Origin of the sequence: Blautia sp. RTP21359st1_E11_RTP21359_211015, from assembly GCF_040910705.1 — a bacterium.
GTDB classification, from domain to species: domain Bacteria; phylum Bacillota; class Clostridia; order Lachnospirales; family Lachnospiraceae; genus Blautia_A; species Blautia_A fusiformis.
Genome location: NZ_JBDGAB010000025.1, coordinates 12,606 through 39,286, shown reverse-complemented (window position 1 = coordinate 39,286; position 26,681 = coordinate 12,606). Strand labels below are relative to the sequence as shown.

Annotated in this window: 19 protein-coding genes and 1 other annotated feature; of the genes, 12 read left to right on the top strand and 7 right to left on the bottom strand. The window is 43.9% G+C overall.

Annotation, left to right across the window (positions count from 1 at the left end):
• The first annotated feature begins 43 nt into the window (after positions 1-43).
• Positions 44-3,436, top strand: coding sequence for an SNF2 helicase associated domain-containing protein (locus AB5026_RS10210; protein WP_368213267.1), 3,393 nt, complete (start codon positions 44-46; stop codon positions 3,434-3,436).
• A 179-nt stretch (positions 3,437-3,615) separates the two neighbouring features.
• Here AB5026_RS10210 and AB5026_RS10205 read toward each other — a convergent pair whose 3' ends face one another.
• From AB5026_RS10205 to AB5026_RS10195, 3 genes are all read right to left on the bottom strand, one after another.
• Entirely contained in the window at positions 3,616-4,989 is a 1,374-nt protein-coding gene (locus tag AB5026_RS10205) for a sodium-dependent transporter (protein ID WP_021652213.1), read from the bottom strand.
• Positions 4,990-5,197: 208 nt separating this feature from the next.
• Positions 5,198-6,787 (bottom strand): response regulator, encoded by a 1,590-nt coding sequence (locus tag AB5026_RS10200; protein WP_173734169.1) that lies wholly within the window; start codon positions 6,785-6,787, stop codon positions 5,198-5,200.
• A gap of 18 nt (positions 6,788-6,805) precedes the next feature.
• Positions 6,806-8,596 carry a sensor histidine kinase gene (locus AB5026_RS10195; RefSeq protein WP_368213266.1) on the bottom strand — a complete coding sequence of 597 codons (1,791 nt, stop codon included), beginning with the start codon at positions 8,594-8,596 and terminating at the stop codon, positions 6,806-6,808.
• Between the two features lie 212 nt (positions 8,597-8,808).
• On the opposite strand from AB5026_RS10195, the gene AB5026_RS10190 reads away from it, so the two are divergent.
• The 5 genes from AB5026_RS10190 (at position 8,809) to AB5026_RS10170 (ending at position 14,425) form a co-directional block, all read left to right on the top strand.
• A complete protein-coding gene (locus AB5026_RS10190; protein ID WP_368213264.1) occupies positions 8,809-10,116 on the top strand; it encodes an ABC transporter substrate-binding protein in 1,308 nt (435 codons plus the stop codon).
• A 59-nt stretch (positions 10,117-10,175) separates the two neighbouring features.
• Entirely contained in the window at positions 10,176-11,048 is an 873-nt protein-coding gene (locus AB5026_RS10185; protein WP_015526310.1) for a carbohydrate ABC transporter permease, read from the top strand.
• A complete protein-coding gene (locus AB5026_RS10180; protein ID WP_021976595.1) occupies positions 11,045-11,887 on the top strand; it encodes a carbohydrate ABC transporter permease in 843 nt (280 codons plus the stop codon). The genes AB5026_RS10185 and AB5026_RS10180 overlap by 4 nt, the downstream gene beginning before the upstream one ends.
• A 9-nt stretch (positions 11,888-11,896) precedes the next feature.
• Entirely contained in the window at positions 11,897-14,065 is a 2,169-nt protein-coding gene (locus tag AB5026_RS10175) for a glycoside hydrolase family 2 TIM barrel-domain containing protein (protein WP_173762955.1), read from the top strand.
• 108 nt (positions 14,066-14,173) lie between these two features.
• Entirely contained in the window at positions 14,174-14,425 is a 252-nt protein-coding gene (locus AB5026_RS10170; RefSeq protein ID WP_044961921.1) for a hypothetical protein, read from the top strand.
• Positions 14,426-14,512: 87 nt separating this feature from the next.
• Here the strand turns inward: AB5026_RS10170 and AB5026_RS10165 are convergent, their stop codons facing one another.
• The 4 genes from AB5026_RS10165 to AB5026_RS10150 all read right to left on the bottom strand — a co-directional run bounded on the left by AB5026_RS10165 (position 14,513) and on the right by AB5026_RS10150 (position 16,621).
• Complete coding sequence (locus AB5026_RS10165) at positions 14,513-14,716, bottom strand: helix-turn-helix domain-containing protein (protein ID WP_255363757.1); 204 nt, start codon at positions 14,714-14,716, stop codon at positions 14,513-14,515.
• A gap of 19 nt (positions 14,717-14,735) precedes the next feature.
• Positions 14,736-15,023, bottom strand: coding sequence for a hypothetical protein (locus AB5026_RS10160; RefSeq protein WP_129975543.1), 288 nt, complete (start codon positions 15,021-15,023; stop codon positions 14,736-14,738).
• A 39-nt stretch (positions 15,024-15,062) separates the two neighbouring features.
• Entirely contained in the window at positions 15,063-15,170 is a 108-nt protein-coding gene (locus tag AB5026_RS10155; protein ID WP_180211352.1) for a response regulator, read from the bottom strand.
• A gap of 314 nt (positions 15,171-15,484) precedes the next feature.
• A complete protein-coding gene (locus AB5026_RS10150) occupies positions 15,485-16,621 on the bottom strand; it encodes an FAD:protein FMN transferase (RefSeq protein WP_368213263.1) in 1,137 nt (378 codons plus the stop codon).
• 322 nt (positions 16,622-16,943) lie between these two features.
• On the opposite strand from AB5026_RS10150, the gene AB5026_RS10145 reads away from it, so the two are divergent.
• From AB5026_RS10145 to AB5026_RS10120, 6 genes are all read left to right on the top strand, one after another.
• Positions 16,944-17,822 carry a Cof-type HAD-IIB family hydrolase gene (locus tag AB5026_RS10145; protein ID WP_092069709.1) on the top strand — a complete coding sequence of 293 codons (879 nt, stop codon included), beginning with the start codon at positions 16,944-16,946 and terminating at the stop codon, positions 17,820-17,822.
• A gap of 157 nt (positions 17,823-17,979) precedes the next feature.
• Positions 17,980-18,609, top strand: coding sequence for a uracil phosphoribosyltransferase (gene upp / locus AB5026_RS10140; protein ID WP_044961929.1), 630 nt, complete (start codon positions 17,980-17,982; stop codon positions 18,607-18,609).
• Between the two features lie 50 nt (positions 18,610-18,659).
• Positions 18,660-18,796, top strand: a sequence feature (ribosomal protein L10 leader region).
• Between the two features lie 52 nt (positions 18,797-18,848).
• Positions 18,849-19,358, top strand: coding sequence for a 50S ribosomal protein L10 (gene rplJ, locus AB5026_RS10135; RefSeq protein WP_021652200.1), 510 nt, complete (start codon positions 18,849-18,851; stop codon positions 19,356-19,358).
• A 75-nt stretch (positions 19,359-19,433) separates the two neighbouring features.
• Positions 19,434-19,808 carry a 50S ribosomal protein L7/L12 gene (rplL, locus tag AB5026_RS10130; protein WP_015526302.1) on the top strand — a complete coding sequence of 125 codons (375 nt, stop codon included), beginning with the start codon at positions 19,434-19,436 and terminating at the stop codon, positions 19,806-19,808.
• Between the two features lie 147 nt (positions 19,809-19,955).
• The gene (locus AB5026_RS10125; protein ID WP_288866516.1) at positions 19,956-22,592 is read left to right on the top strand and encodes a right-handed parallel beta-helix repeat-containing protein; all 2,637 of its coding nucleotides are present in this window, start codon (positions 19,956-19,958) and stop codon (positions 22,590-22,592) included.
• A 224-nt stretch (positions 22,593-22,816) separates the two neighbouring features.
• Positions 22,817-26,674: a DNA-directed RNA polymerase subunit beta gene (locus tag AB5026_RS10120; RefSeq protein WP_291543509.1), complete on the top strand. Its 3,858-nt coding sequence runs from the start codon at positions 22,817-22,819 to the stop codon at positions 26,672-26,674.
• The last annotated feature ends 7 nt before the right edge of the window (positions 26,675-26,681 follow it).

The following is a 26,681-nucleotide window of genomic DNA, read 5'->3' as shown; positions in this document are numbered from 1 at the left end:
TTTATAATGGAAGAAATGCGATAAGAAAAGAAGGGAAAGATACATGCTTAAACGAACAGCCATACGGGCACTCTGTAATACAACGGCATATCAGAGAGGTCTTGATATTTACCGTACCGGAAAGAGGATCCAGTCGCTGGATATTAAGTCGGAAGGAGCTGTGGATAAAATATCTGCAGCAGTGAAGGAAAGTGGGCGTAATGTATACAATACAGGCTTTCAGTATGATACAGAAGCGGACCGCATAAAAGAAGCATACTGTGACTGCCCGGCTTTTCGCAGCTATTCCGGGATCTGTAAGCATTGCGTGGCAGTGCTTCTGGAATATGGAGACCGTAAGGCCTATGAGCGTGTGGAAATCCGCAGACAGCAGGATGAGGAACAGAAGCAGGCAGAGTTATTCAGCGGAACAGCATTTCCGGCTGCTTTATCCGGACCAGGGCAGCCTGCAACGAAAACCACCGTTGAGCTGAAAAGCCTCCTTAATCGCCAGCTATACAGCCGTATGCTTCCGTTTTCCGGGGATCCGTATTTTGGTAGGGTGGAGCTGGAAACCTGCCTGAAATTTAATTCTGTGAGAAATTGTTTTACCGTGGAATTCCGCGTTGGCTGTGAGAAAAAATATATCCTCAAGGATGTGTTGGCCTTTGTGTGGAATCTGGATCATAATGAGAAGGTTTCTTATGGAAAAAATCTGGAATTTATCCATTCCGATGAAGCCTTTTCAGAAGGAGCCAGAAGCGTGCTGGCCTTTATCCGGGAATGGGTCGAGAATCATCACGGCACTTACATGTCCAGATATGAACAGCTGAAGAATATAGCTGTGGAAAAGGTGAGGGATCTTACCGTTGACAGAAAAGAACTTGAGGATTTGCTTCTTATACTTGGCGAAAAAAGTTTCAAGTTCAAAATGAACAATGATCCGGAGACAACATGGCATTCTGTCAGAGAAATTCCGGACAGGACGCTGATGATCCGGAAGAAGGATCAGGGGTTATCTCTTGAGATCGCGCCGGTATACAGTGTGATAGGCATACGGTATCATATGTATTTTGATAATGCGAAGGTATATCTGGTTTCCAGGCAGGAGCTTGGAGCAGTGGAGGAATTTGTTGCCTGTCTGGAGCGGCTTCCTGCAGGCCGAGGCTTTATTGATGAACCGGATGTGCCTGCGTTTGTGCGTGAGCTGCTTCCTTCCCTGAAAAAATTTTTTCACTGTGATCTCAGGGATTTCCCGGAAGAAACAGGTCTTGAATGCTACAAGGCTGCATATGAGATCTATCTGGATGCACCAGAGCGTGACTGGATCACCTGTAAGGCATTTTCTGTTTACGGGAAGGATAAATTTTCGGTTTTTGACCGAGATGTGTCTGCCCGCACCAGGGATATTCCGGGAGAGCTTGGTGTGTTTGCGCTGCTGTCAAAATATTTTAACGGATATGATGACCAGCGGATGGAGCTGGCATTGGATTGTCGTGCCGAGGAACTGGAATCTTTGTGCAGGGAAGGTTCAGGGAAGCCCGACAGTGTGAAAGCTTCCGAAGAAAAGCTCTACCAGCTTCTTACTGAAGGGATCCCCGCCATGCAGAAAGTTGCAGCTGTCTATATTTCCCAGTCCATCAAACAGATGCGGGTGACAAAGCTGCCAAACATCCGTCTTGGCGTTTCTCTGTCAGCCGGACTTCTGAACCTGGATCTGGATGTGGAGGGGATGGATCAGGCGCAGCTTTTTGATATTCTTTCCAGGTACGATCGCAGGAAAAAATATTTCCGCCTGAAGGATGGCAGCTTTCTGGATGTTTCCGATGGTCAGCTCAGGGAGCTTTCTGCTCTGAAAAATGGACTGCAGATCAGTGATCGTGAACTGAAAAAAGGAAAGACTCAGGTTCCGGCCTATCGTGCTATGTATCTGGACAGTCAGCTGAAGGGCGGCGATCTGATCAAGGTAGAGAAGGACAATGCCTTTCGTGCGTTGATCCGGAACATGCAGACAATGGAAGAACATAAATTTCAGATTCCCAGGGAGCAGGAAAAAATCCTCCGGGGCTATCAGAAAGAGGGCTTTTACTGGATCAAAACTTTGAAGCATAATCAGTTTGGAGGGATCCTGGCAGATGATATGGGACTTGGAAAAACCCTCCAAGTGATCACATTTCTCTGGTCAGAATTTCAGAAATCTGCGCCGGGAGAAAACAGACGTGCCCTTGTGATAACGCCTGCTTCGCTGGTGTTTAACTGGATGAACGAGATCGAACGTTTTGCGCCGGGACTTCCGGCTACCGTTGTGACTGGTGATGTGAAGGAGAGGAAAGCACTGATCAAAAATGCGGGAGAACGGGAGGTTCTGATCACTTCCTATGACCTTCTGAAACGGGATCTGAAGGCTTATCAGAACCTGGATTTTGCTGTGCAGATCATTGATGAGGCGCAGTATATCAAGAATCACGGAACTCAGGTGGCAAAGGCTGTGAAGGAGATCCGGTCGGAATTCAGGCTTGCGCTGACCGGTACACCGGTGGAGAACAGGCTCAGTGAGCTGTGGAGTATTTTTGATTTTCTGATGCCAGGTTTCCTTTATTCTTACGAAAAATTTCGTAAGGAAATCGAACTTCCGGCTGTGCAGTACAGCAATTCCGATGCGATGGAGCGTCTGCAGAAAATGATCCGTCCTTTTGTGCTGCGGAGATTGAAGAGGGATGTGCTGAAGGATCTTCCGGATAAGCTGGAAAAAGATATGTTTTCCCCGTTGGAAAGCGAGCAGAAGGAGCTGTATGAGGCCCATACGGAACGGCTTCGCCTGATGCTTGGGATGCAGTCGGATGCGGAGTTTCGCACTTCTAAACTGCAGATCCTTGCAGAGATCACGAGGCTGCGGCAGATCTGCTGTTATCCGGGACTTGTATATGAAGGATACAAAGGGAATTCTTCCAAGCTGGAGATGTGCATGGAGTTGGTTCAGAATGCGGTGAATGGCGGACATAAGCTCTTGTTGTTTTCCCAGTTTACTACCATGCTGGATGTGCTGGCTGTCCGTCTGAAAAAAGCAAAAGTTTCTTTTTATATGTTGACCGGATCGACTTCCAAGGAAAAACGGGCGCAGATGGTACATGCATTTAATGAGGATGATACTTCTGTTTTCTGCATTTCTCTGAAAGCAGGAGGAACAGGCCTGAATCTTACGGCAGCTGATATTGTGATCCACTACGATCCCTGGTGGAATCTTGCCGTGCAGAATCAGGCCACAGACCGCGCCCACCGCATCGGCCAGCAGAACGTGGTCAGTGTCTACCGTCTCTTCATGAAAGATACCATAGAAGAACGAATCCGGGCTCTTCAGGAAAGAAAACGGGAACTGGCTGATGAGATCTTAAGCGGCGAGGGAATCGGCCAGGCTTTGATCAGCAGAGAGGAAGTACTGGAGCTGCTAGGCAGGTAAAATTCTTAACTGAATCAAGTAAGTTCCCTGCTTCAATTACAAAAAGCAATACGCGGTGAGGGGACTTGCTTGTATCGGGAAGAATGCAGGCTGTGAATATCCGCCTGACTCAACAAAAACACCCCCGATGGAAATCGCGTGTGTAAATTACATACGATATCCGTCAGAGGTGTTTTATTTTATGCAAAAAACTTATCGTACAGACCAAAGAAGAAGATAAACAGAATGATCAGCGGCAGGATATAAGTGATGTATCCGCGCATCCATTTCCGGATCTTCATGCCTTTTCCGGTGTTGGCTTCTTTTGTGAAGTTTTCCCAGCCCCAGCCCCGTTTGGAAACACAAAAAAGCAGGTATACAAGAGAACCAAGCGGGAGCAGAATGTTGCTTACCAGAAAATCTTCAAGGTCGAGAATTGCGCCGCCGAATACCTTGAGCCAGTCCCAGGACCATACATTGTATCCAAGTACGCATGGCAGAGACAGAAGGATGATGGCGATGGCATTTACAAGACTGGATTTTTTTCGGCTCCAGCCGGTAAGCTCCATACCGCAGGAAATAATATTTTCAAATACAGCCAGGATGGTAGAGAAAGCTGCAAATGACATAAAGATGAAGAACAGGCTTCCCCACAGTCTTCCAAGCGGAATGTGGTTGAAAATATTCGGCAGTGTGATGAAGATCAGGCTCGGTCCGGAAGTCTGGTCAACATTGAATGTGAAACATGCCGGGAAAATAATAAGTCCGGAGGTGATCGCAACAAAAGTATCCAGAAGCGCAATATTCATGGATTCACCAAGCAGTGCATGATCTTTTCCGATGTAGCTTCCGAAGATAGCCATAGCACCGATACCAAGGCTGAGAGTAAAGAATGCCTGGTTCATAGCACCGGTAATGGTAGAAATAATACCGATTTCTTTCATACGCTCGAAATCCGGGATCAGGTAGAATTTCAGTCCCTCTTTGGCACCATCCATGGTAAAACTGTTGATGGCAAGAACAACCATGATCACCAGAAGAGAGATCATCATAACCTTGGTAACTTTTTCAAGGCCGTTCTGAAGACCGCGGGAGCAGACAAAAACACCTGCAATAACAACAACGATCATCCAGAATCCCATAGTAACGGGCTGGCCAAGCATGTTGGTAAACTGTCCTGCAACACCGTCGGAATCAAGTCCCTGGAATTTACCGGTGGCTGTCATATAGAAGTAATTCAGCATCCAGCCTGTAACAGTGGTGTAAAACATCATCAGGAGATAACATCCGATCAGAGTGATATATCCATGGATGTGCCATTTCTGTCCTGGTTTTTCCAGTGCGTAATATGCTTTGACAGGACTCTTCTGGCTGGCACGTCCAACAGAAAACTCCATAGTCATAACAGGAAGTCCAAGAAGGGCCAGGAAGATCAGGTAAAACAGTACGAATGTGCCGCCACCGCCCTGTCCGGCCATGTAAGGGAATTTCCAGACGTTTCCGATTCCGATGGCACAGCCAGCAGAAATCAGAATGAATCCCAGACGGGATCCAAGTTTTTCTCTTTCTTTCATAACTCACCTCATTGTTGCAGTTTGGTAAACTGCTATTTGTATAAAGTCGCAAGTTTTATCTTAACACATTCCTCGATATTGCACAATAAAAAGAACTTGCATTTTGCATAAAACATATGTTAAAATAAAACATTATTTTAACAAGATAAAGTGGTGGATCGTTACACTTTAAAGAAATAAAAACATCAACAGAATCTGAATGTCCGCTTTAATAACTATTCTCTTCAGTCAGGGATACGAAATTTTTCGGAGAGATCCCGTAATATTTCCGGAAACATTTACTGAAATATCCGGAATCAGAAAATCCGCATAAAGAAGCTACATTTTGAATGGAAGGGCTGTCTTCCAGAAGAAACTGTCTGGCTTTTTTCATGCGGCAGACATTGATATATGAGGTAAGTGTAACTCCGGATTCCTGACTGAATACAGTAGAGAGATGCTGGGGATTGACAAAAAAATGGGAAGCAATGGTTTCAAGACGAAGATCCGGCTGATTAAAATTCAGACAGATATATTCCTGAACCTGGGATACAAGAGCTGACTTCCGCGGATTTTTTTCATCAGCAAGAGAATCCAGAACTGCCTTGCAGGTAGACTGGAGCAGTTGTTTTAACTGCAGGGCACTCTGGCAGTTCTGGTAAGTATTCAGGGCGTTTTCCAGAAGAGGAAAAAGCGTTTCACGCTGACTGCACTCCGTGATAAAACCGTCAAGTACAGTAAGAAAAGCAGCAGCTACACTCCAGGTCTGCCGGATATGGATTTTTTTGGTGATGATATCGTTGAAATATTCATCAATATATTTACAGAGAGCCGGTGAATTTTGCTGGCGCAGAAAGATCAGGATATCATTATAAACCAGAGGCTTTAATGTAAAATCACCGGAATGGGACTGGGGCGTGAAATAAAGAAATCCGGAAGAAGACGCAGTTCTGTTATGAAAAACAGAAAGAGCCTCTTCATAGGAATAGCGGATTCCTTCCACGCCTTCATGAGGTGTTCCACAGCAGAAAAAAGTGGAAATCTGTGCGATATTATCATATATCCCGGCAAGTCTGAGACAGGATTGTTCCAGATCGGTAAAAGAAAAATCAGAGCTTTTTTCCATGATGATATACTGTCTCATCTGAGAATAGTCAATGTAAATAAGCTCTTTGCACACAGGCTGTAAGATTTCCCTGCATATATTTTCCAGGATGGTGTGGAGCAGAGAAAAATCACCTTTTTCATCCCATATTTCCGGATTGGCATTGTGGATCTCCATAAGAATGGTAAGATAATCGGAAGTTTTATGAACCGGAATTTTTTCCAGATCATCCGGGGAAATGGTTGTTCCACTGATCACTTTCTGGAAGAAATTAAGCTGCATTTGTCGTGTATACAGATCGCGGAACTGAAAATAATTATTCACATAACTGTTTCTGGAATTTTCCTGATCGATCTCGTCACTTACTTTCTGGAGTGTCTCCATAAGCTCCCGGTGATCCAGTGGCTTCAGGAGGTATCCGCGGACCTGAAGAGAGATGGCTTTTTTGGCATAGTCAAAATCTTCGTATCCTGTGGAAAGGATGAATCTGGTATGACAGTCTGTTCCAAGAGCTGCAATCATATCCAGACCGCTCATAACCGGCATGGATATATCCACAAGGGCAATATCGGGTTTGACATTTTCAATAAGCTGGATTCCGGCCTGTCCGTTATTAGCTTCCCCTGCAATGTTATAAATGTTTTGTTTTTCAAGAAAATTGATCAGAGATTTTCTGAAAAAAATTTCATCGTCAATAATTACGAGTGTTTTCAATTTATATTTCCCCCTCAATCAGATTTTTTTGTCAGGTATTACTATGGTTACAGTGGTTCCCTTTTCAGGTGAACTTTCGATGGTGAGTCCGTAATTCTCACCGTAGAGAAGAGCAATCCTGTGGTTGATACTTGGAAGCCCGAAAGAATGTCGGGCAGTTTTGAAGTCTCTGATAGAACGGTTAAGTTCGGCAAGTTTTTCCGGCGGGATACCGGAACCATTATCAGAAACAGAAATACAGATGGTACCATTTCTGATAGAAACATTTAAGTGAATATGGCATATCTGGCTGGTAAGTCCGTGGACAAAAATATTTTCCACAACAGGCTGTATGGTCAGCTTGGGTATCTCTGCCCCATGATCCTCCCAGGACGGCTCATAGGTGATCTCGTAATCAACAAAATCCATATACCGCAGATTCTGGATATAAAGATACTGTTCTGTAAGAAGCAGCTCCTGGCGCAGAGGAATGATAAACTGTCCCTTTGAAAGAGAGTTTCTGTAGAAAGATGACATGGAAGACACTGCTTTTACTGCAGTATCATTCATGTCAAGTTCTATGAGAGACTTGATGGTGTTTAAAGTATTATAAAGAAAATGGGGATTGATCTGGGACTGTAAAAGACGTACTTCCATTTTCTGTTTGGCATTTTGTTCCTCATAGATATCGTTAAGTAATGTCTGGATCTTCTGCATCATAAGGTTAAACTGGTTATAGAGAACTGCAAGTTCATCATTTGAAGAGTAACTGGCAGAAATATTCAGCTTTCCGGCAGACGCAGATTTCATTTTTTCTACAAGTTTCTGTATAGGTGCGGTGACAGTACCTGTACATAATATGGAAAAAAATACAGATAAAATAAACACTACAATGCTGATCAGAAGAATGTTGTGCAGGATCACCATATGATCCAGAGTCAGGCTTTCCAGAGGAATCAGGTTGATCACATTCCAGTTCAGGTCAGGATAGGATTTGCAGATAAAAAGAGTGTCAGTGCCGTCTACGGAAAAAAACTGCCTGTCGGTTTCTGTCAGGGTTTTATAATTCTCTGAACTGATTTTTGTATAGGATGAGAAGTCTTTATAAATACCTCCGGATGAAGAAGAGGAAAGTATCTGTCCATTTTCATCAGTAATATAGAAATCCCTGGAAGAGCTGTCCGGAAGGTCGCGGAATGCAGAGGAAATATTTGTTTCTCTGATCAGAAGGACCAGGGCGCCCAGATATTTGGTGTTATCAATGTTTGTAATACTTTTTAAGGCTACAAAGGTTGGCTCCCCACTTATCTGGAAGGGTCCGAGAAAATGAAAGGCCAGATTAGTCTGAAGGCTGTCAAGGACTTCGGGACCTAAAATGGAATCAAGCTGATCTGTTTCTGTGGTACTGCTGTGAAACCAGTGGTTTTCTGTATCCAGGATATCCCAGGCATAGATGTTTTTGTGAAGTCCGATGATACGCTGGGCCTGGTCTGTAAGCTCGGAATTTACCAGAAAATGTTCCAGTGTGTTTTCGGGAACTGTGGGATTTTCTTTTAAAACATCGGCGATATTGCTGTTGATGGAAAGGGTGATGGCATAGTTTGATATATTATCGATCTTTTCTCCAAGGTTGCTGGTGATCAGGGATAGCTGCTGCTGACTGGAAAGTGCGGCACGCTTGATCAGTACTTTTTTGGATGCAGTATAAAAAAACACGGAAGTAAGCATGAGTATCAGAGAACTGAGCAGCAGATATGTAATAAAAAGCCTGCGTTTCAGACTGATTCCTAAAAATAAGTGAAACACCTTTTTTTTCAGATTTTCTATCATGGAATCCCCCCTCTGGTTTTATTGGCTACATTATATAATAAGGGAAAAATTCTCACAAGTGTGGGGGAAAGATTGGAGAAAATATTCCAGGTACAGCGAAGATTTTCCATGTATTTTTCCGGACGGATTTAATATAATGGTCTCATCGATAAGGAAAGCGGAACAAAATATTCAATCCGGATGAATAGAAATGTACCAAAAGGAGGACGAAAATGAAATTAAAAAAAGTGATGGCTGCTACACTTGCCACAATGATGTGTCTCTCTTCATTCAGCATGATGAATGTGTGGGCAGATAAAAAAGAGGATTCCGAACCACTTGTGATCAATTATATCAGTGCCAGGGGCGAAACAGATGCGGCACTGAAAACATTGAAGAAGCTTGCAGAAGATTACAAAAAAGATCACCCGGATTTTGAATTCAATGTAGAGTCTATTGCAGACAGAGAAACATATCTTCAGAAGATCAAGATCCTTGCATCCAGCAATGAGCTGCCGGACTGGTTTGACGCAGATCCGGAGGCATTTTTTGAAGGACTTTGCAAAAAGGATCTGATCTACAGTGTGGATGACCTTTATGATGAACTGGGTATCAAAGACAAGTTCTTTGATATTGCACTGAATTATCCGAAACTCAGTGGCGGAAGCAATTACCTTATGACCTGGCAGGGAAATGTAGAGTATTTCTGGTATCACAAAGACATGTTTGAAAAAGCCGGAATTACTGAAACACCTCAGACACTGGAAGACCTCCTGGATGTGTGCAAGAAGCTGAAAGATGCGGGAATGACCCCGATATCCGCAGGAAATTACGACATGATCATGCGTTATCCTGCATTTAAGGCTTTCAGACTGGAAGGAAATGACTTCATTGACAATGCAAGAATGGGAAAAGAAAAATTTAATTCTGAGACAGGTATCGCAACAGCCCAGTATACACAGGATATAGCCCAGTATTTCAGTGAAGGATGGACAAGTTCAGATACTACCGCACAGATGGATCTGTTTCTGAACAATGGTGCGGCAATGTTATACACCGGAACATGGGATACACCGGATCTTGTAGATGATGAGGGAAATCTTAAAGATGACATTTCCATGTTCAAGCTTCCTGTAGACAGCGAGGGAACCGCTACGGGAGAAAATGATTACTATGCGAATTGTGGAATCGGAACTGCCATTCTCAAGGATTCCATGAGTGATGAGATGAAAGATTTCATCAGTTATGTATGGGATAATTTTGCTGATACGGCAATGTATGAGTTCAATATGCTTCCATCCATGATGCCAAGTGACCCGGAGAAGCTGCCGGAGCTTACACAGCAGATTTTAAGCGATCTTGAGAACTGCGGCACTTTTGCCCAGTGCTGGGATGTTCGTCTGGATCCTTCTACAAACGAGGTTTACAGAAAAGAGTTGGCAAGCCTTGGAATGGGAGAATCAACACCTGAAGAGTTCTGTGAAAACATGGACAAAGCTGTAGAACAGTATGCATCTGATTATTTTGACACTGAAGAATAACTGAGAGAATACGCAGATGCGGAATTTTATCTGCATCTGCGTATGAAAGGGGAGAGGATATGAAGCCCAGAAATAAAATCCAGCCTTTACCGTTTGTTCTTCCTGCACTGTTCGTATATATTCTTACTGTTATCATCCCAATTCTGTGGTCAATGGGTTACAGCCTTTTTTCCTGGAATGGAATCGGTGATATGAAGTTTATCGGACTGGAAAATTATGTGAGGATGTTTCAGGATGAGACATTTCGTGAGGCTGTTGTAAATAATCTTAAATTTGTTGTATTGGGAAGTTTGTTCCAGTTATGTGCAGGACTGATCCTGGCAATTTTGCTTACACATATTTCCAAAGGTGGAAATATTCTGCGGGTTATTTATTTTATTCCATGTATCATTTCATCTATGGCGATCTGCCAGATTTTTTCCAAAATGCTTTCTGTCCAGCCCCAGGGCCTGGTTTGCTATGTGATGGAAAAACTGGGAATGGAACCTATCGCTTTGCTGGCAAATTCCCATACAGCGCTGATTACCATAACCCTGATCGATGGATATAAATACTGTGGTCTGTACATGATCATTTTTTATTCCGCATTTGTATCCATATCAAAGGATGTGATCGAGGCATCTACAATGGATGGCTGCAATGTTTTTCAACAGTATCGTTACATAAAGCTTCCACTGGTGAAAAATATATTCAGCATTGTCATTGTAATGCTTGTAAATGGTTGTCTGAAAACCTTTGATGTATTCTATATTCTTGACAATAAATCCAGATCAACAGAGATGGTGGCAACTTATATGTATAAAACCGCTTTTAATTCGGCTGACTTTGGCTATGGAAGTACATTGTCCGTTTTTCTGGTCATTGAATGTCTGGTAGCAGTAGGGATTATACAGAAATGCCTGGGATCGGCGAAAGGAGATGGGTCAGAATGATAAAATCAAGAAAAAATATACCTATTCGTGCTGTGTTCTATGTAGTGATCCTTATTTTTGTCATGATACAGGTCTACCCTATTTTCTGGGTTATCTGCTCCAGTCTGAAAACACCGGATGAAATGACATATACTGCACAGTATGCCCTGCCATCAGGATTTTATCTTGGAAACTATATCAGCGCACTGACGATCTCATCCATTCCAAGATATTTTCTTAACAGTACGGTTGTGGCAGTTCTCACACTTCTTGGCATCGTAGTCCTGGGATGCCCGGTTGCATTTGTGATCAGTAAGGTAAAGGTAAAATATGCCAATGCACTGATGGCATTTTTCCTGTTTGGAATGATGGTGCCTATTTTTTCCTGCCTTGTACCCATGTTCCAGATTTATAACAGGATCGGACTGAGAAATACATACTGGGCACTGGTGCTTCCGCAGATCGGGTTCGGACTTCCAATGTGTATCTATCTTTACACCGGATTTTTTAAATTTATGCCGGATTCTCTTCTGGAAGCGGCAGTTATTGACGGTGCCACAATGGGAACCACATTCCGCAAGATCGTGGTACCTATGGCTAAAAATACTACAATGACAGTTCTTACATACAATTTTGTTTTTGTATGGAATGAATTTACCTATGCCAATACGTTTATCTCATCTTCTGATATGAAAACTCTGCCAATTGGCCTGAATGACTTTGTGGGGCAGTTCGGAAGAGTGGACTGGGGAAGTACATTTGCGGCGATCGTAATATCGATCCTGCCTACACTGATCGTGTATTTTATTCTTAACAGGAACATAATCGAAGGTATGGCTGCAGGTGCGGTCAAGAGTTAGGAGGCTGAAATGGAAACAAGGATTGAATTGAAACAAGGATGGAAAATTTTGCAGGATGTTCATGATACAGGGGAAAAGATCGGGCTTTATGCTGCCAGGGAAGCAGATACTTCCGTAGGTTCCCAGGTGTCTGAATGGGAGGAACTGGAGGAACTGAAACATCTGCAGCTTATCTATGCCAGACAGCCATATTTCGGGCGTGAACTGAGATATTTCAATCAGGCACCCTGGTGGTACAAAACAGAGTTTGAAGTTCCGGATCAGAAAGTTACGGATGCTGTCCTTAAATTTACCAATGTGGATTATTATGGAAAAGTATGGCTTAACGGAGAATTTCTTGGAGAGCATGAAGGATATTCCGCTCCATTTTCCTTTAATGTAAAAGATAAGCTTGTTTTTGGAAAGAAAAATTATCTCATTGTAAAGGTAAGTTCTCCATGGGATGATGAGGTGGAGCTGGATGCACAGGATTCCAGAACCACCCTGGTAAAAAGAAATATGGTAAAAGGTACCTACGAACATTCTGATACATTTATCCAGAGAGATGTAAATCCTGTAGGAATCTACGGAAAAGTGGAACTGATCCTGACAGAAGAAGGTGTTCTGGAAGATCAGACAGATCTGAAGTATGAACTGGATCCAGATGGAAAGAAAGCAGACGTATATGTGGAAACTGAAGCGCGAGGTCTGAAATCCGGGGAGACATATGATTTTAATGTAAGGATCCGGGAAAAAGAGTCCGGTCTTATAAAGGCAGAAAAAACTGTTCAGATAATGGCAGAGAAAGCAGAGACAGGCTTTAAATGTGAGCTTAAAGTGGAAGATGTCAGACTGTGGTCCACATGGGATCATGGTTATCCCTGGATGTATCAGGCAGAACTTACGTTAAGCAGGGGAAAAGACATACTGAGCAGCAGAACAACGAATTTTGCTTTCCGGGACATTCAGATTGAGCGTAATGAAAAAATAACAAGATTCTGGCTTAATAACAGGAAGCTGTATATAAGAGGAACCTCTTATTTTCCGGATTGTTATATTTCCGCAATGACAAGGGAACGGTACCTGAGAGATCTTCTTAATGTAAAGGCGGCAGGTTTTAACCTGGTACGAGTACATGTCCACACAGAGCAGGAAGTTTTTTATGATCTGTGTGACGAGCTGGGAATTGCAGTTCTTCAGGATTCGGAGTACAATTGGACGCATCCTTCAACAGATGAATGGGCGCAGAGATTTGCAGATGTTTACAGAGAAAATGTGAAACTTCTGAAGCATCATCCGTCTCTGATCTGCTGGATCATTATGAATGAACCGGGATGTGTTGATCCGGATGGAAATGTGAGAAGGAGATTTATGGAGGAAAATCCGGGACCTGCTCTGTATAGGGAGGTACAGAAGATGGATCCGGGCAGACCGATCATCAAGGGTTCTTTCTGCGAAGATGATCCGCTTAGCGGGGACAGCCACAATTATCTGGGTTCTTTAAGCGGTGGAGAATATGCAGATATTTATGAGCAGACAGAAAAGCTGAATACAGAGTACGGATTTGATGCACCGGGCAGCAGTGAAAATCTGAAAACTGTTCCGGCGGTATATCATCGTCTGGAAAAACTGGTGGATGATATCCCGAAGATCCAGGAATATCAGTATAAGCTTCTGAAATATTATACAGAGCATTACAGGATCCAGAAATATGAACCTTGCTCAGGATATGTACAGTTTATGTTTATCGACCTGTGTCCTCAGAGCTTCTACGGTTTATATGACTGGTGGGGAATTCCCAAAAAGGGTCTTCAGGCTATACTGGAAAGCAACGCACCAGTGGGTGTTTTTGCAAAGCACAAAGATCATCTGGACAGTCTGTATATTGTAAATGATACAGATGGAGCTCTGGGAGAGTGTGAACTTACATGGATCATTACAGAAACATTGAACGGAGAACTGGTGGAAAAGGGAAGTGTTAAAGCAGAAGTTCCGGCAGACAGCCGTGTCATGGTAAAAACCTTTGAGAAAGAATACGGAAAAGGCAAGAAGTGGAACCTTACACTAATTCTTTCTGATAATAGCGGTAAATGTATGGCAAAGAATACCTATCAGGATATCTGTACTTTGCTTTCAAGAGTTGATGGGCATCCGGACCGTATGAGCCATGAGTTTGGAATGAGACTCTACTGGGCCTGAGCTATCTGCAGCTCACAGGCACTTTCATCCTTGACTTGTGTCAAAAATCACAACATGTTATACTTTGTGTATAAAGGAAGATTTTAGGCGTGGAAGGAGCGATATTATATGCGTTTACAGAAAGTACAGGATGCTCTGAACAAAAAAAATATCAAATTCGAATACACAGAGGAAGATGGTTGCGGAAGTCTGGATTTCATGTTCCGTGGACTGAAATTCCATGTATGGGAATACGAGGACAACGGTTGGGGTGCCGAGACCAATATTTATGCGGCTGGAAGAAGTGAGGACATTGACGGAGATTATGAAGAGAAGATTTCTGCAGAGATTCTTTCCTGGCCGGATATGATCAATAACTGAATATAATAATATTGAATAAAGTGGCTGTAACTGAACGGATACGCTCAGTTACAGCTACTTTTTATCGGAGAAAAGTTTTCTGAAGAACTATAGCTGTACGTTCAGGTATTCACTGGGAGACATCTGACAGTTCTTTTTAAAAACCTTGCTGAAGTAATTTCCATTGCTGAAACCAAGATGCCAGGCAATGTCGTCGAGAGTTATATCCGTAGACTGCAGAAGCCGTTTCACCTCGGTGAGCTTTAACTGCATAGTATAGGAAAAAAGATTCTGACGTTTTTTTAAAACAATCTGGACAGATGCTCCTTACTTAGAAAAAAGATTCTGCAATATCGGCCAGGGAGATATTTTCCAGATAATGTGCATTGATATAATCAAAAACATCACTGATTACCCTACTGGTGAACGCAGAGCAGGGTTCGGGTGATGAAGCAGAATCGGAAGTCCCAGTTTTGCCTGCTTCACTTTCCAACTGAGAAATTGTGGCTGAAAGCGCATTGTTCAAATTCTGGGGATCAACAGGCTTCAGTATGTAATCAATAACACCAGCCTGGATCGCAAGTCTTGTATATTTGAAATCGCTGAATCCGCTGATCACACTGATTTTGCTGTCGATGTGAAGTTCTTCCGGCTTTTTTTAGAGCTGTATTCCGTCCATGACGGGCATTTTCATATCTGTGATAATAATGTCAGGATGCTCTTTGAGAATGATCTTCAGGCCATCTTCGGCATTATCTGCTTCCAGAAGATCACTGTTTGCTCGGATTTATCCCATGGTGTTTTGAACTTCCGGATAAGGGATATGAAGAAGCTTGGGAGCAGATTGTGAATCCGGAAGGTTTTGCCTCCCCCCCCCTGTGGCCCTACAACTGCGGAACAGAGACATCCACGGTACGGAGGCAGATTATGAATGTCTGTGGAACGGCCCATCCTAGCCATTTTCAACGACACAGACACAGACAGCAATGGCAAATCTTCTGAAAGATTATCCGCAGACTTATGTGACAAATATGGTCTATCCGTAAGGTTTTTGGTTGTTACTGAAAAAGATTTCATGGTTCAGGATTCCACATCAGTGACATTGATCTTATCCTGGAATCCGTCCGTATAATGCAGCTCATAATCCTCTGTGATAAATACAGCCTGCACGCCTTTTTTCTCTGCAAATTTCAGCCCGTCTTTCAGGCCAAGGGCGAAACAGGTGGTGCTTAAGGCATCGCCGTTCACAGACTGGTCGGAGATGATCGTCACAGAAATCAGGCCGTTATCATAAGGATAGCCGGTTTGGGGATTCAGGATATGATGATATAATTTACCGCCCTGCTTAAAGCACCTCTCATAAATCCCAGAGGATACAACGGATTTTCCGGCGATATCCATAACAGCCTCTGTTTCATTGCGGTCTGCAAAAGGCTTCTGGATGCCGATCTTGAAGGGAGTGCCGTTGGGCTTTGAGCCGATGCAGAGGACGTTGCCGCCAAGGTTGATGATAGCACTGTTTACGCCTTTTTTTACCAGAAAATCTTTCAGGCGGTCTGCAATATAGCCTTTGGCAATGGCGCCTACATCGAACTGGATGTCATCAGAGGGAAGTGTGATATCCTGCCCGTCAATGGTGACGCCGTCGGAGCTGCACAGGGGGAGAACTTTCTGAATATCTGCATCATCCGGAGCCTTCGGGTCTTCTGCTGTGAAATCCCAGAGAGAGGTCAAAGGCGCAATGGCGATGTCAAAGGCACCGTCGGATTCCCTGGTGATATCGAGTCCTTCGGAAAGCAGAGCAGCAAGGTATTCGGATATATGCCATGTGTTTGTGGTGCCATTGACCTGGTAGGGAGTGGTCTGAGTTTCAATGGTTTGATTTGATACAGCGGAATCTGATATCCGGTGATTTAATTTATAAAGCTCGCTGTTCTCATTTGTCCGGCTGAAGATCAGCTCATACCTATCGCACAGTGCCAGACAGTCATCCAGGAGGGACTTATCCTGGGAATCGTAAATGGTGATCTGTATGGCTGTGTTCAATTTGATGCTGCTGATGCTGATAGGCTCCTTCTCGGTGGCAGTGCTGGTGCCAGTGGTATTCTGGCAGCCTGTGAAAAGGAGCATTGGACAGACAAGAACTGTGCACAATATTAAATAGAAGAAACGGGAATGTGAGCGGCTTCTTTTGGAATGAAAAAAATAAGTTGACATAATATTCTCCTGTTTTCTGATTGACTGACTTAACTGAAGAGCATTTATTTGATGCAAATCTATGTAGTACATGTGGATGGGGTTATTCACTTAACCGGATCAAGCAGCGACGCGGATTGCGGATATACGCTTGACCGACATCGGACAGATTTATGAAATCTCATTATACCATGTATTTCTGAAATCAGAAAGGCATATGCCTGTCGCAAAAATCATTGTATTTTGCAATAATATAAGATATAATTTCTCCGAAAAAAGGACATATTTGCTATGGATCCGAATGATTGACCGGAATTTTTACAGATAAAAGGAGAAATTTTTCATGATAAAAGTAATTGCAAGTGATATGGATGGCACACTTCTTGGTGATGACCATAGAATCGCACCGGAAACCCTTGCGGCGGTCAGGCGTGCCTGCGATGCGGGAATCCGCTTTATGGTTGCCACCGGTCGGAATTTCCCCGGTGCCATGGAGGAACTGAAGGGAACAGAGCTGACCTGTGATTATGTGGTGAGCAGCGGTGCTGAAGTACGGAATCCGCAGCAGGAGGTTGTAAAGAGTACACCGATCTCTATTGAGCTGTGTGAGGAGGTCTACAATACGGCAAAAAAATACCCGGTATCTGTAGCATTTTTTACGGATCGCTATGATTACCGTATTGGAACAAAGAAGGAAATTGAAGACGGAATCATTCAGCAGATCCGTCTTTTCAATATGGACATAGATACCAGCGAGGAGATTGTACGGAAATCCCCGCAGTACCGCAGAATCGCCGGAAACACGAAAGGGATTTCCGATATCCGTTCCCTGGAGAGCAGCGGTGCGCCGATATATAAGATCTTCATTTTTGCGGCAGATGTGGAGCAGCTGGAGAAACTCAGCGATGAGCTGAAAGAAAATCCAGCCGTTGCAGTGGCTTCTTCCTTTATATATAATCAGGAGATTACAGCAGTAGAGGCGCAGAAAGGCCCGGTGCTGAAAGAATATATCGAGTCTCTGGGTTATACCATGGATGAGGTGATGGTCCTTGGTGACAGCCTTAATGATTATTCCATGATCTCCATGGATTTCGGCGCAACCGTTGCAATGGAAAATGCAGTTCCGGAGATCAAAAAGGCAGCAAAATACATCACAAAGAGCAACAATGAGTTTGGTGTGGCCTATGCTATCGATCAGGTTTTGGAACGCCAGGGAAAATAGTTTTTCCCCCTTTTGAAAAAGTGTCATATATATTATAATGTAGAAAGATGAATACAGAAAAGCGAAAGGCTTGCATTCCGGTGTATGAAGCAGAGTGGAATGAGAAGTTTCGCTTTACAAAAAACACAGACAAAGAGAGGAAATCACGATGGAAAAAATGAAAAATGTTTATATTATGGATCACCCGCTGATCAAACACAAAATTTCAATGCTCCGTGATAAAAATACAGGAACAAACGAGTTCCGTAAACTGGTGGAGGAAATCGGAATCCTGATGGGATATGAGGCGCTTCGTGATCTTCCTACAGAGGAAGTGGAAATCGAGACACCGATAGAAACCTGTAAGACACCGATGATCTCAGGTAAGAAGCTGGCAGTGATCCCGGTCCTCCGTGCAGGACTTGGAATGGTAAACAGCATTCTCACACTGGTACCGTCTGCAAAGGTCGGACATGTGGGACTTTACCGTGATCCGGTAACACATGAGCCCCATGAGTATTACTGTAAGCTTCCTGAATCTATTGACGAGCGTATTTCAGTGATCGTTGATCCGATGCTTGCAACCGGCGGTTCTGCCGAAGCTGCCATTGATTTTGTCAAGAAACAGGGCGGAAAGAATATCAAGTTTATGTGCATCATCGCAGCTCCTGAGGGACTGAAACGTCTCCATGAGGCACATCCGGATGTACAGATCTACTGTGGTTCCCTTGACAGAGAGCTCAATGAAAACGCTTACATCTGCCCGGGACTTGGAGATGCCGGAGACCGTATTTTTGGTACTAAATAATTTTGAAAAAATCTTAAAAAATACTTGACACACCCGGCACTGTTATGGTATTGTACCTAAGAACGCTGCCGAAGACAGTAGGTGCCGTAAGGCATAAGGATTAAAACGCCTACCGAGGTCCAAGTATTCTGAGTTAAGATTACACAAGGCCTTATTGCGAAGCAGTAAGGTCTTTTTTTTAAACAGATTGACTTATTGCGACGGCGGTATACAAAATCTATAAGGAGGTGTACCATTTCATGGCAAAAGTAGAACTGAAACAACCAATCGTAGAAGAGATCTCTAACAGCATTAAAGACGCACAGTCTGTTGTACTTGTAAACTACAGCGGTCTTACAGTTGAGCAGGATACAATTCTTCGTAAAGAGTTAAGAGAAGCTGGTGTTCAGTACAAGGTATACAAGAATACCATGATGCGTCGTGCATTCGAGGGTACAGCATTTGAGAGCCTCAGTGATCATTTACATGGCACAAATGCGATCGCTATCTCCGAGACAGACGCAACTGCTCCGGCAAGAATCCTTGCTAAATATGCAAAACAGTTCCCGGCACTGGAGCTGATCGCAGGTGTAGTTGAAGGTAACTACAATGATCAGGCCGGAATTCAGGCACTGTCCACAATTCCTTCAAGAGAGGAACTTCTTGGAAAACTGCTTGGAAGCATGCAGTCTCCGATCGCAAACTTCGCTCGTGTGCTTAATCAGATCGCAGAGCAGAACGGCGGAGCTGACGCAGCAGCTGCTGAGTAATCCCAGCAACGTGCAATTGGCGGCATAACGACCGCATGATTATTAATTAAAATTTATAAATGGAGGGAAATTAAAATGGCAAAATTAACAACAGAAGAATTTATTGCAGCAATCAAAGAATTATCTGTATTAGAGTTAAATGACCTTGTAAAAGCTTGTGAGGAAGAGTTCGGCGTTTCCGCAGCAGCAGGTGTTGTTGTAGCAGCAGCAGGTGCAGCAGGCGAGGCAGCTGAGGAGAAAGATGAGTTTGACGTAGAGCTTACAGAGGTTGGCGCTAACAAAGTTAAAGTTATCAAAGTTGTTCGTGAGGTTACAGGTCTTGGACTTAAAGAGGCTAAAGCTATCGTTGATGGTGCTCCGAAGGTTGTTAAAGAGGGCGCATCCAAAGCTGAGGCTGAGGACATCAAAACTAAACTTGAGGCTGAGGGAGCTAAGGTTACACTTAAATAATCCAGTCAGAATAAGAGCTTTGAGGCTGTTGTGCCTGCCGGTTTACCGGCGGCACAGCAGCTTTTTTAGTGAAAAAATCCAGGGTAAATCTTGCTTTTTGAAGAAAAAGAAAGGATAATAAAGGAGACAGGAAAGGGTGGATGGAATATGAAACGAAAAATAATGGCCTGTATCCTTGCTGCTGCGTTGGGAATCACAGGAGTTTCTTTTCCGACGGCAGCCAAGACAGTGTCTGTCGGAAAAAATGTAAAAAATATAACTGTAAACGTGAAAAATCCTCTGGATGAACTTCGGGCTCAGGAAGCTGCAATGCAGCAGCAGGAGGAGCTTGAAGAAGAGGAAAATATGCCGGAACAGGATCTGGATCCGCTTGTGCTGGATAACGATGGCAGTGTGGTTCCTGCATCACAGGCATCCTGGACAAAAATAGAGTCAGGTGCTGTAGAAGCAGTGGATGTATCAGAGGCACCGGGGGATGAGGAAATATCGGAAAATTCAACTGAAGACGCATTTTCAGATGGAAGCACAGATGGAGATTTTGACACAAATAAGAATATTTCTGACAATGCAGCAACGGAAGCTGGCAGTGAGGATATTCAGACAGCAGATGGCAGTATCAGCGGAGAATTGCCGGCAGATTTTTCCGAAGGAACGGAGAACGGCGATAACGGTTCCGAAGAACTTCAGCTTCAGCAGGAAAACGATAATGTAGAAAACGTCGCAGAGCCGGATAATAATAAAGCTGATGAAGGCGCAGGTCAGGCACAGGCTGATTTTACAGATGATGCCAATGCTGCCGGGGATTTTTCCGCAGGAGATGCGTCAGATGGAGAACTTGGAACTTATCAGACTGTGACTCTGGAAGTTGAGGAAGGACAGGATATCACAGCACCCCTGAACACACTGTTTCTTGAACTGAAAGATCAGGCCACAGATGAAAATCCCTGCAAGATCATAATTCCACCGGGAAATTATGAACTGACAGGTACACTTTGCATGTACAGTAATATGTACTTATATGCAAGAGACGCTAATATTACAAAAACGTCTACCACCAAACATCTGATCCTCCGCCTTGGAAATACCAAAGATTCAGAAGGCGGATATGATGGATATCGCAACATTGTGATCGATGGAGGAACCTGGGACTACAATTATCAGTGTGTGGAAAATAAGGATGCACCAGGCGGATTTGTGGGATTTTGCATTGGACATGCTACGAATGTTACGATTAAAAATGCTACATTTCTTAATAATCTGAAATCTCATTTTCTGGAATTTGGCGGAGTGAAAAATGCCAAGATCACAGGCTGTACATTCAGTGGCTATTATAAGAATTATGTGGAAGGCGGACAGGAATGCATTCAGATCGACTGCTGTACAGATGAGAGCAATGTTTTTCCGCAGTACAGACCTTACGATGGAACGACCTGTGAAGATTTTGTGATCGATGGAAATGTGTTCGAAGATGTCTTTGCAGGGCTGGGAACGCACAGTATGATGTCCGGAAAAACATATAAAAGGATCACAGTTACGAATAATACTTTCCATAATGTAAAAAAACGCTGTATAAGGTTTATGAATTATGAAGATTCTACAGCAGAAAATAATACCATGGTAAATGTGGGAAATGGAGTGGACATTTCTTCTGTGAGCAGCAATACACACCAGACGCCAGGCTATGATGATGGGCCGGACATGCTGAAAAACAGGAATCTTCGTGTGGCAGGAAACTACATCAGTCTTGCCAGAACTACCAGCATTGGTGGAATTGCATGGATCTGCAGTGGTATAAAAGTTTCAGGCTATAATATGAAAAAAGATGGAGCTGTGCTCCCTAAAAAGATATATCCGGTGAAAGGTGTGACTGTAGAAGATAATCAGATCAGCGGATATGGAAACGGAATCAGCATGTCTCTTACTGACACAGATACCGTAACAGATAATCAGGTAACAATGAAAAAAACTTCTTCATATTCCAATTTTGGGATTTATGCCCAGGATTCCAGAGGAAGCGTTATCAGCAGGAATACAGTGTCCGGAACTGCAAATACGGGAATTTATCTCTCCGGTTCTGTCTATGCAGCAGGATCAAAACAGAAAAATCTTGTAGAGCGGAATGCTGTTTCCGGAGCAGGCGGAGATGGAATTTATCTGCAATCTGTAAATACTTCATCCGCTGCACAGAAGAATACTGTTAAATCAGTGGCCGGCTCGGGAATACGTGTAAATGCAGGAAAGAATAATAATGTTCTTGGTAATATCTGTTTATCCAACAAAAATCATGGCGTGAAAATTGAGTATGTGGCCGGCGGAGTCAGGGTAAAAAGCAATCGTGTGACATCAAATGCAAAAAGTGGTATTTTGCTCTGGAAATCAAAAGTATCTGAAGTATCAGGAAACCGTGCGGAGAAAAATAGGGGGAATGGTGTTTATGCATATGCATCTGTAATACCGGTCATGAAAAAGAATACATTTTGTGAAAACGGAAAAGTTCAGGCGGTATATGTAAAAAGCTGCAAAGGATGGACCGGTATCAACCGTCCTTCATGCAGAGCTGTTACATCAAGAAGTACAGCTATAAGCGGAACTGCATCAGGTAGCCAGACAGTTATTGCCTATGCGCGGTGTTCCGGAAAACAGACAAAGCTGGGGGTATCATCCGTAAACAAAAAGAAACAGTACGTTATTAAAATAAAGAAGCAAAAAAAGAATACTGCTCTGAAACTTGTCTCAAAAGATAAATACGGAAATACAGTAACAGTAAATACTATTGTGAAGTAAGTATGTGTGATAAAAAAAGATTCTGTTCCGGATATCCATACATCGTATGTATAGAAGGAACAGAATCTTTTTTTTGAAAAATGTAAAAAATCAAAAAAAGTGCTTGACACACTTTTTTTCTTATGTTAAAGTGGAGGATGCTATATTATGGCTAGATATGCCTGCCTAAAGGTCAGGCGGGATCATGTTGTAATAAATAATAAAAAAACAGGGGTGAAACGTCAATGGAAAAAAACAGAATTCGTTCTGTAAAAACTGGAAAAAGCATGCGTATGAGCTACCAGAGACAAAAAGAAGTCCTGGAAATGCCAAACCTGATCGAAGTTCAGAAAGATTCCTACCAGTGGTTTCTTGACGAAGGTTTAAAAGAAGTATTTGATGATATTTCTCCGATCGCAGATTACGGCGGAAAGCTCAGTCTGGAATTCATCGATTTCACATACGATGAAAAAGATGCAAAATATTCCATCGAGCAGTGTAAAGAACGTGACGTGACTTATGCCGCACCTTTGAAGGTTCGAGTAAGGCTGATCAATAAGGAAACAGAAGAGATCAACGAACACGAGATTTTCATGGGAGATTTACCGCTGATGACAGCTACGGGTACCTTTGTTATCAATGGTGCTGAGCGTGTTATTGTCAGCCAGTTAGTACGTTCCCCTGGAATCTACTACGCAATCGCTCATGATAAACTTGGTAAGAGACTGTTTTCCAGTACTGTAATTCCGAACAGAGGTGCATGGCTGGAGTACGAGACAGATTCAAATGATGTATTTTATGTACGTGTAGACAGAACAAGAAAGGTTCCGATCACTGTTCTGATCCGTGCACTGGGCATTGGAACCAATGCTGAGATCATTGATCTGTTTGGTGAAGAGCCAAAGATCCTTGCCAGCTTTACCAAGGATACTTCCACAAACTATCAGGAAGGTCTCCTTGAGCTGTATAAGAAGATCCGTCCGGGCGAGCCGCTTGCAGTAGAGAGCGCAGAGAGCCTGATCATGGCAATGTTCTTCGATCCGAGAAGATATGACCTTGCCAAAGTCGGACGTTATAAATTTAATAAGAAGCTTCATTTCAACAAACGTATCGTAGGCCACAAGCTCTCCCAGGATGTTGTAGATACAACAACAGGTGAGATCCTTGCAGAGGCTGAGACACTTGTTACAAAAGAGCTTGCTGATACTTTACAGAATTCCGCAGTTCCGTATGTGTGGATCCAGGGTGAGGAGAGAGAGATCAAAGTCCTTTCCAGCCTTATGGTTGACATCCGTCACTATCTGCCGGAGCTTGAGGATCCGAAGTCCCTGGGTGTTACAGAATTAGTATACTACCCGGTACTCGAAAAAATTCTGGAAGAAAATGACACATTTGAGGACAGATGTGAGGCGATCAAACGTGATATCCACGACCTGATCCCGAAACACATCACCAAGGAAGATATCCTTGCGTCCATCAACTACAATATGCATCTGGAGTATGGCCTTGGTAACGATGATGATATCGACCACCTGGGTAACCGTCGTATCCGTGCTGTCGGTGAGCTGCTTCAGAACCAGTACCGCATCGGTCTTTCCAGACTTGAGCGTGTGGTACGTGAGAGAATGACAACACAGGACACAGAGAGCATTTCTCCGCAGTCCCTGATCAATATCAAACCGGTAACTGCAGCAGTGAAAGAATTCTTCGGATCTTCCCAGCTGTCACAGTTCATGGACCAGAACAACCCGCTTGGAGAGCTGACTCATAAGAGAAGACTTTCCGCACTGGGACCTGGCGGTCTGTCACGAGATAGAGCCGGATTCGAGGTTCGAGACGTACATTACTCCCATTACGGAAGAATGTGCCCGATCGAGACTCCTGAGGGACCGAACATCGGTCTTATCAACTCCCTTGCATCCTATGCAAGAATCAATCAGTACGGTTTCGTAGAGGCACCGTACAGAAAGATCGACAAAACAGATCCTTCCAATCCGCGTGTAACCGATGAGGTTGTATACATGACAGCGGATGAGGAAGATAATTACCATGTAGCACAGGCGAATGAGCCTCTGGACGAAGAGGGACATTTCCTTCATAAGAATGTCTCCGGTCGTTACCGTGAGGAGACACAGGAGTACGAGCAGCACATGTTTGATTACATGGACGTATCTCCGCGAATGGTATTCTCCGTTGCTACAGCCCTGATTCCGTTCCTGCAGAACGATGATGCGAACCGTGCGCTGATGGGATCAAACATGCAGCGTCAGGCCGTTCCGCTTCTTACAACAGAGGCTCCGGTTGTTGGTACAGGTATGGAGACCAAGACAGCCGTTGACTCCGGTGTATGTGTTGTTGCAAGAAAAGCAGGTACCGTACTTCGTTCTACATCTACAGATATCACCATCAAGAACGATGACGGAACAAAAGATGATTATCATCTGACCAAATTTATGCGAAGCAACCAGAGCAACTGCTACAACCAGAGACCGATCGTGTTCCAGGGTGAGCACGTTGAGGCAGGACAGGTTATCGCTGATGGTCCGTCTACATCCAATGGTGAGCTTGCACTTGGTAAGAACCCGCTGATCGGATTTATGACCTGGGAAGGTTATAACTACGAGGATGCCGTTCTGCTTAGCGAGAGACTGGTACAGAATGATGTTTATACATCTGTCCATATCGAGGAATATGAGGCAGAATCCCGTGATACCAAGCTGGGACCGGAAGAGATCACACGTGATGTTCCGGGTGTCGGCGATGATGCTCTGAAAGATCTGGATGAGCGTGGTATCATCCGTATCGGTGCTGAGGTACGTGCCGGTGATATCCTTGTTGGTAAGGTTACTCCTAAGGGAGAGACAGAGCTTACTGCTGAGGAGCGTCTCCTTCGTGCCATCTTCGGTGAGAAGGCAAGAGAGGTACGTGATACTTCCCTTAAAGTACCGCACGGTGAATATGGTATTATCGTAGATGCCAAGGTATTTACAAGAGAGAACGGCGATGAGCTGAGCCCTGGAGTAAATCAGGCAGTACGTATTTATATTGCACAGAAGAGAAAGATCTCCGTTGGTGATAAGATGGCTGGTCGTCATGGTAACAAGGGTGTCGTTTCCCGTGTACTTCCAGTTGAGGATATGCCATTCCTTCCGAACGGACGTCCCCTTGATATCGTGCTGAATCCTCTGGGTGTACCTTCCCGAATGAATATCGGACAGGTCCTGGAGATCCACTTAAGCCTTGCTGCCAAAGCACTTGGCTTCAATATCGCAACACCTGTATTCGATGGTGCTAACGAGGTTGATATCCAGGATACTCTGGAACTTGCCAACGATTACGTAAATACGGAAGACTTTGAGGAATTCCGTGAGAAATATAAAGACATTCTTGCACCGGATGTTATGCAGTATCTGGATGAGAATAAAGCTCACAGAGCACTCTGGAAGGGCGTTCCGATCTCCAGAGACGGTAAGGTAAGACTTCGTGACGGACGTACAGGAGAGTACTTTGACAGCCCTGTAACTATCGGTCACATGCACTACTTGAAACTGCATCATCTGGTAGACGATAAGATCCATGCACGTTCCACAGGTCCATACTCCCTGGTAACACAGCAGCCTCTGGGTGGTAAAGCTCAGTTCGGTGGACAGCGTTTCGGAGAGATGGAGGTTTGGGCACTGGAGGCATATGGTGCTTCCTATACACTGCAGGAGATCCTGACAGTGAAGTCTGATGATGTGATCGGACGTGTTAAGACCTATGAAGCGATCATCAAAGGCGATAACATTCCTGAGCCAGGTATTCCTGAGTCCTTTAAGGTACTTCTTAAAGAGCTTCAGTCTCTTGGTCTGGATGTACGTGTGCTCAGCGAGGACGGATCAGAGGTACACATTATGGAGACTTCTGATTACGGAGATACAGATCTTCGTCATGTCATTGAGGGCGATTCCAGAGGACGCAGAGATGAGGAGTCCTTCGGTAAACACGGCTATACCAAGCAGGAGTTTAGCGGAGAAGAGCTTGTCAATGTAGAAGAAGATGAAGACCTGGAAGAAGATGAGGACATGATCGAGTTTGAAGAGTCCTTTGATGATGAGGAATAAGAAAGGG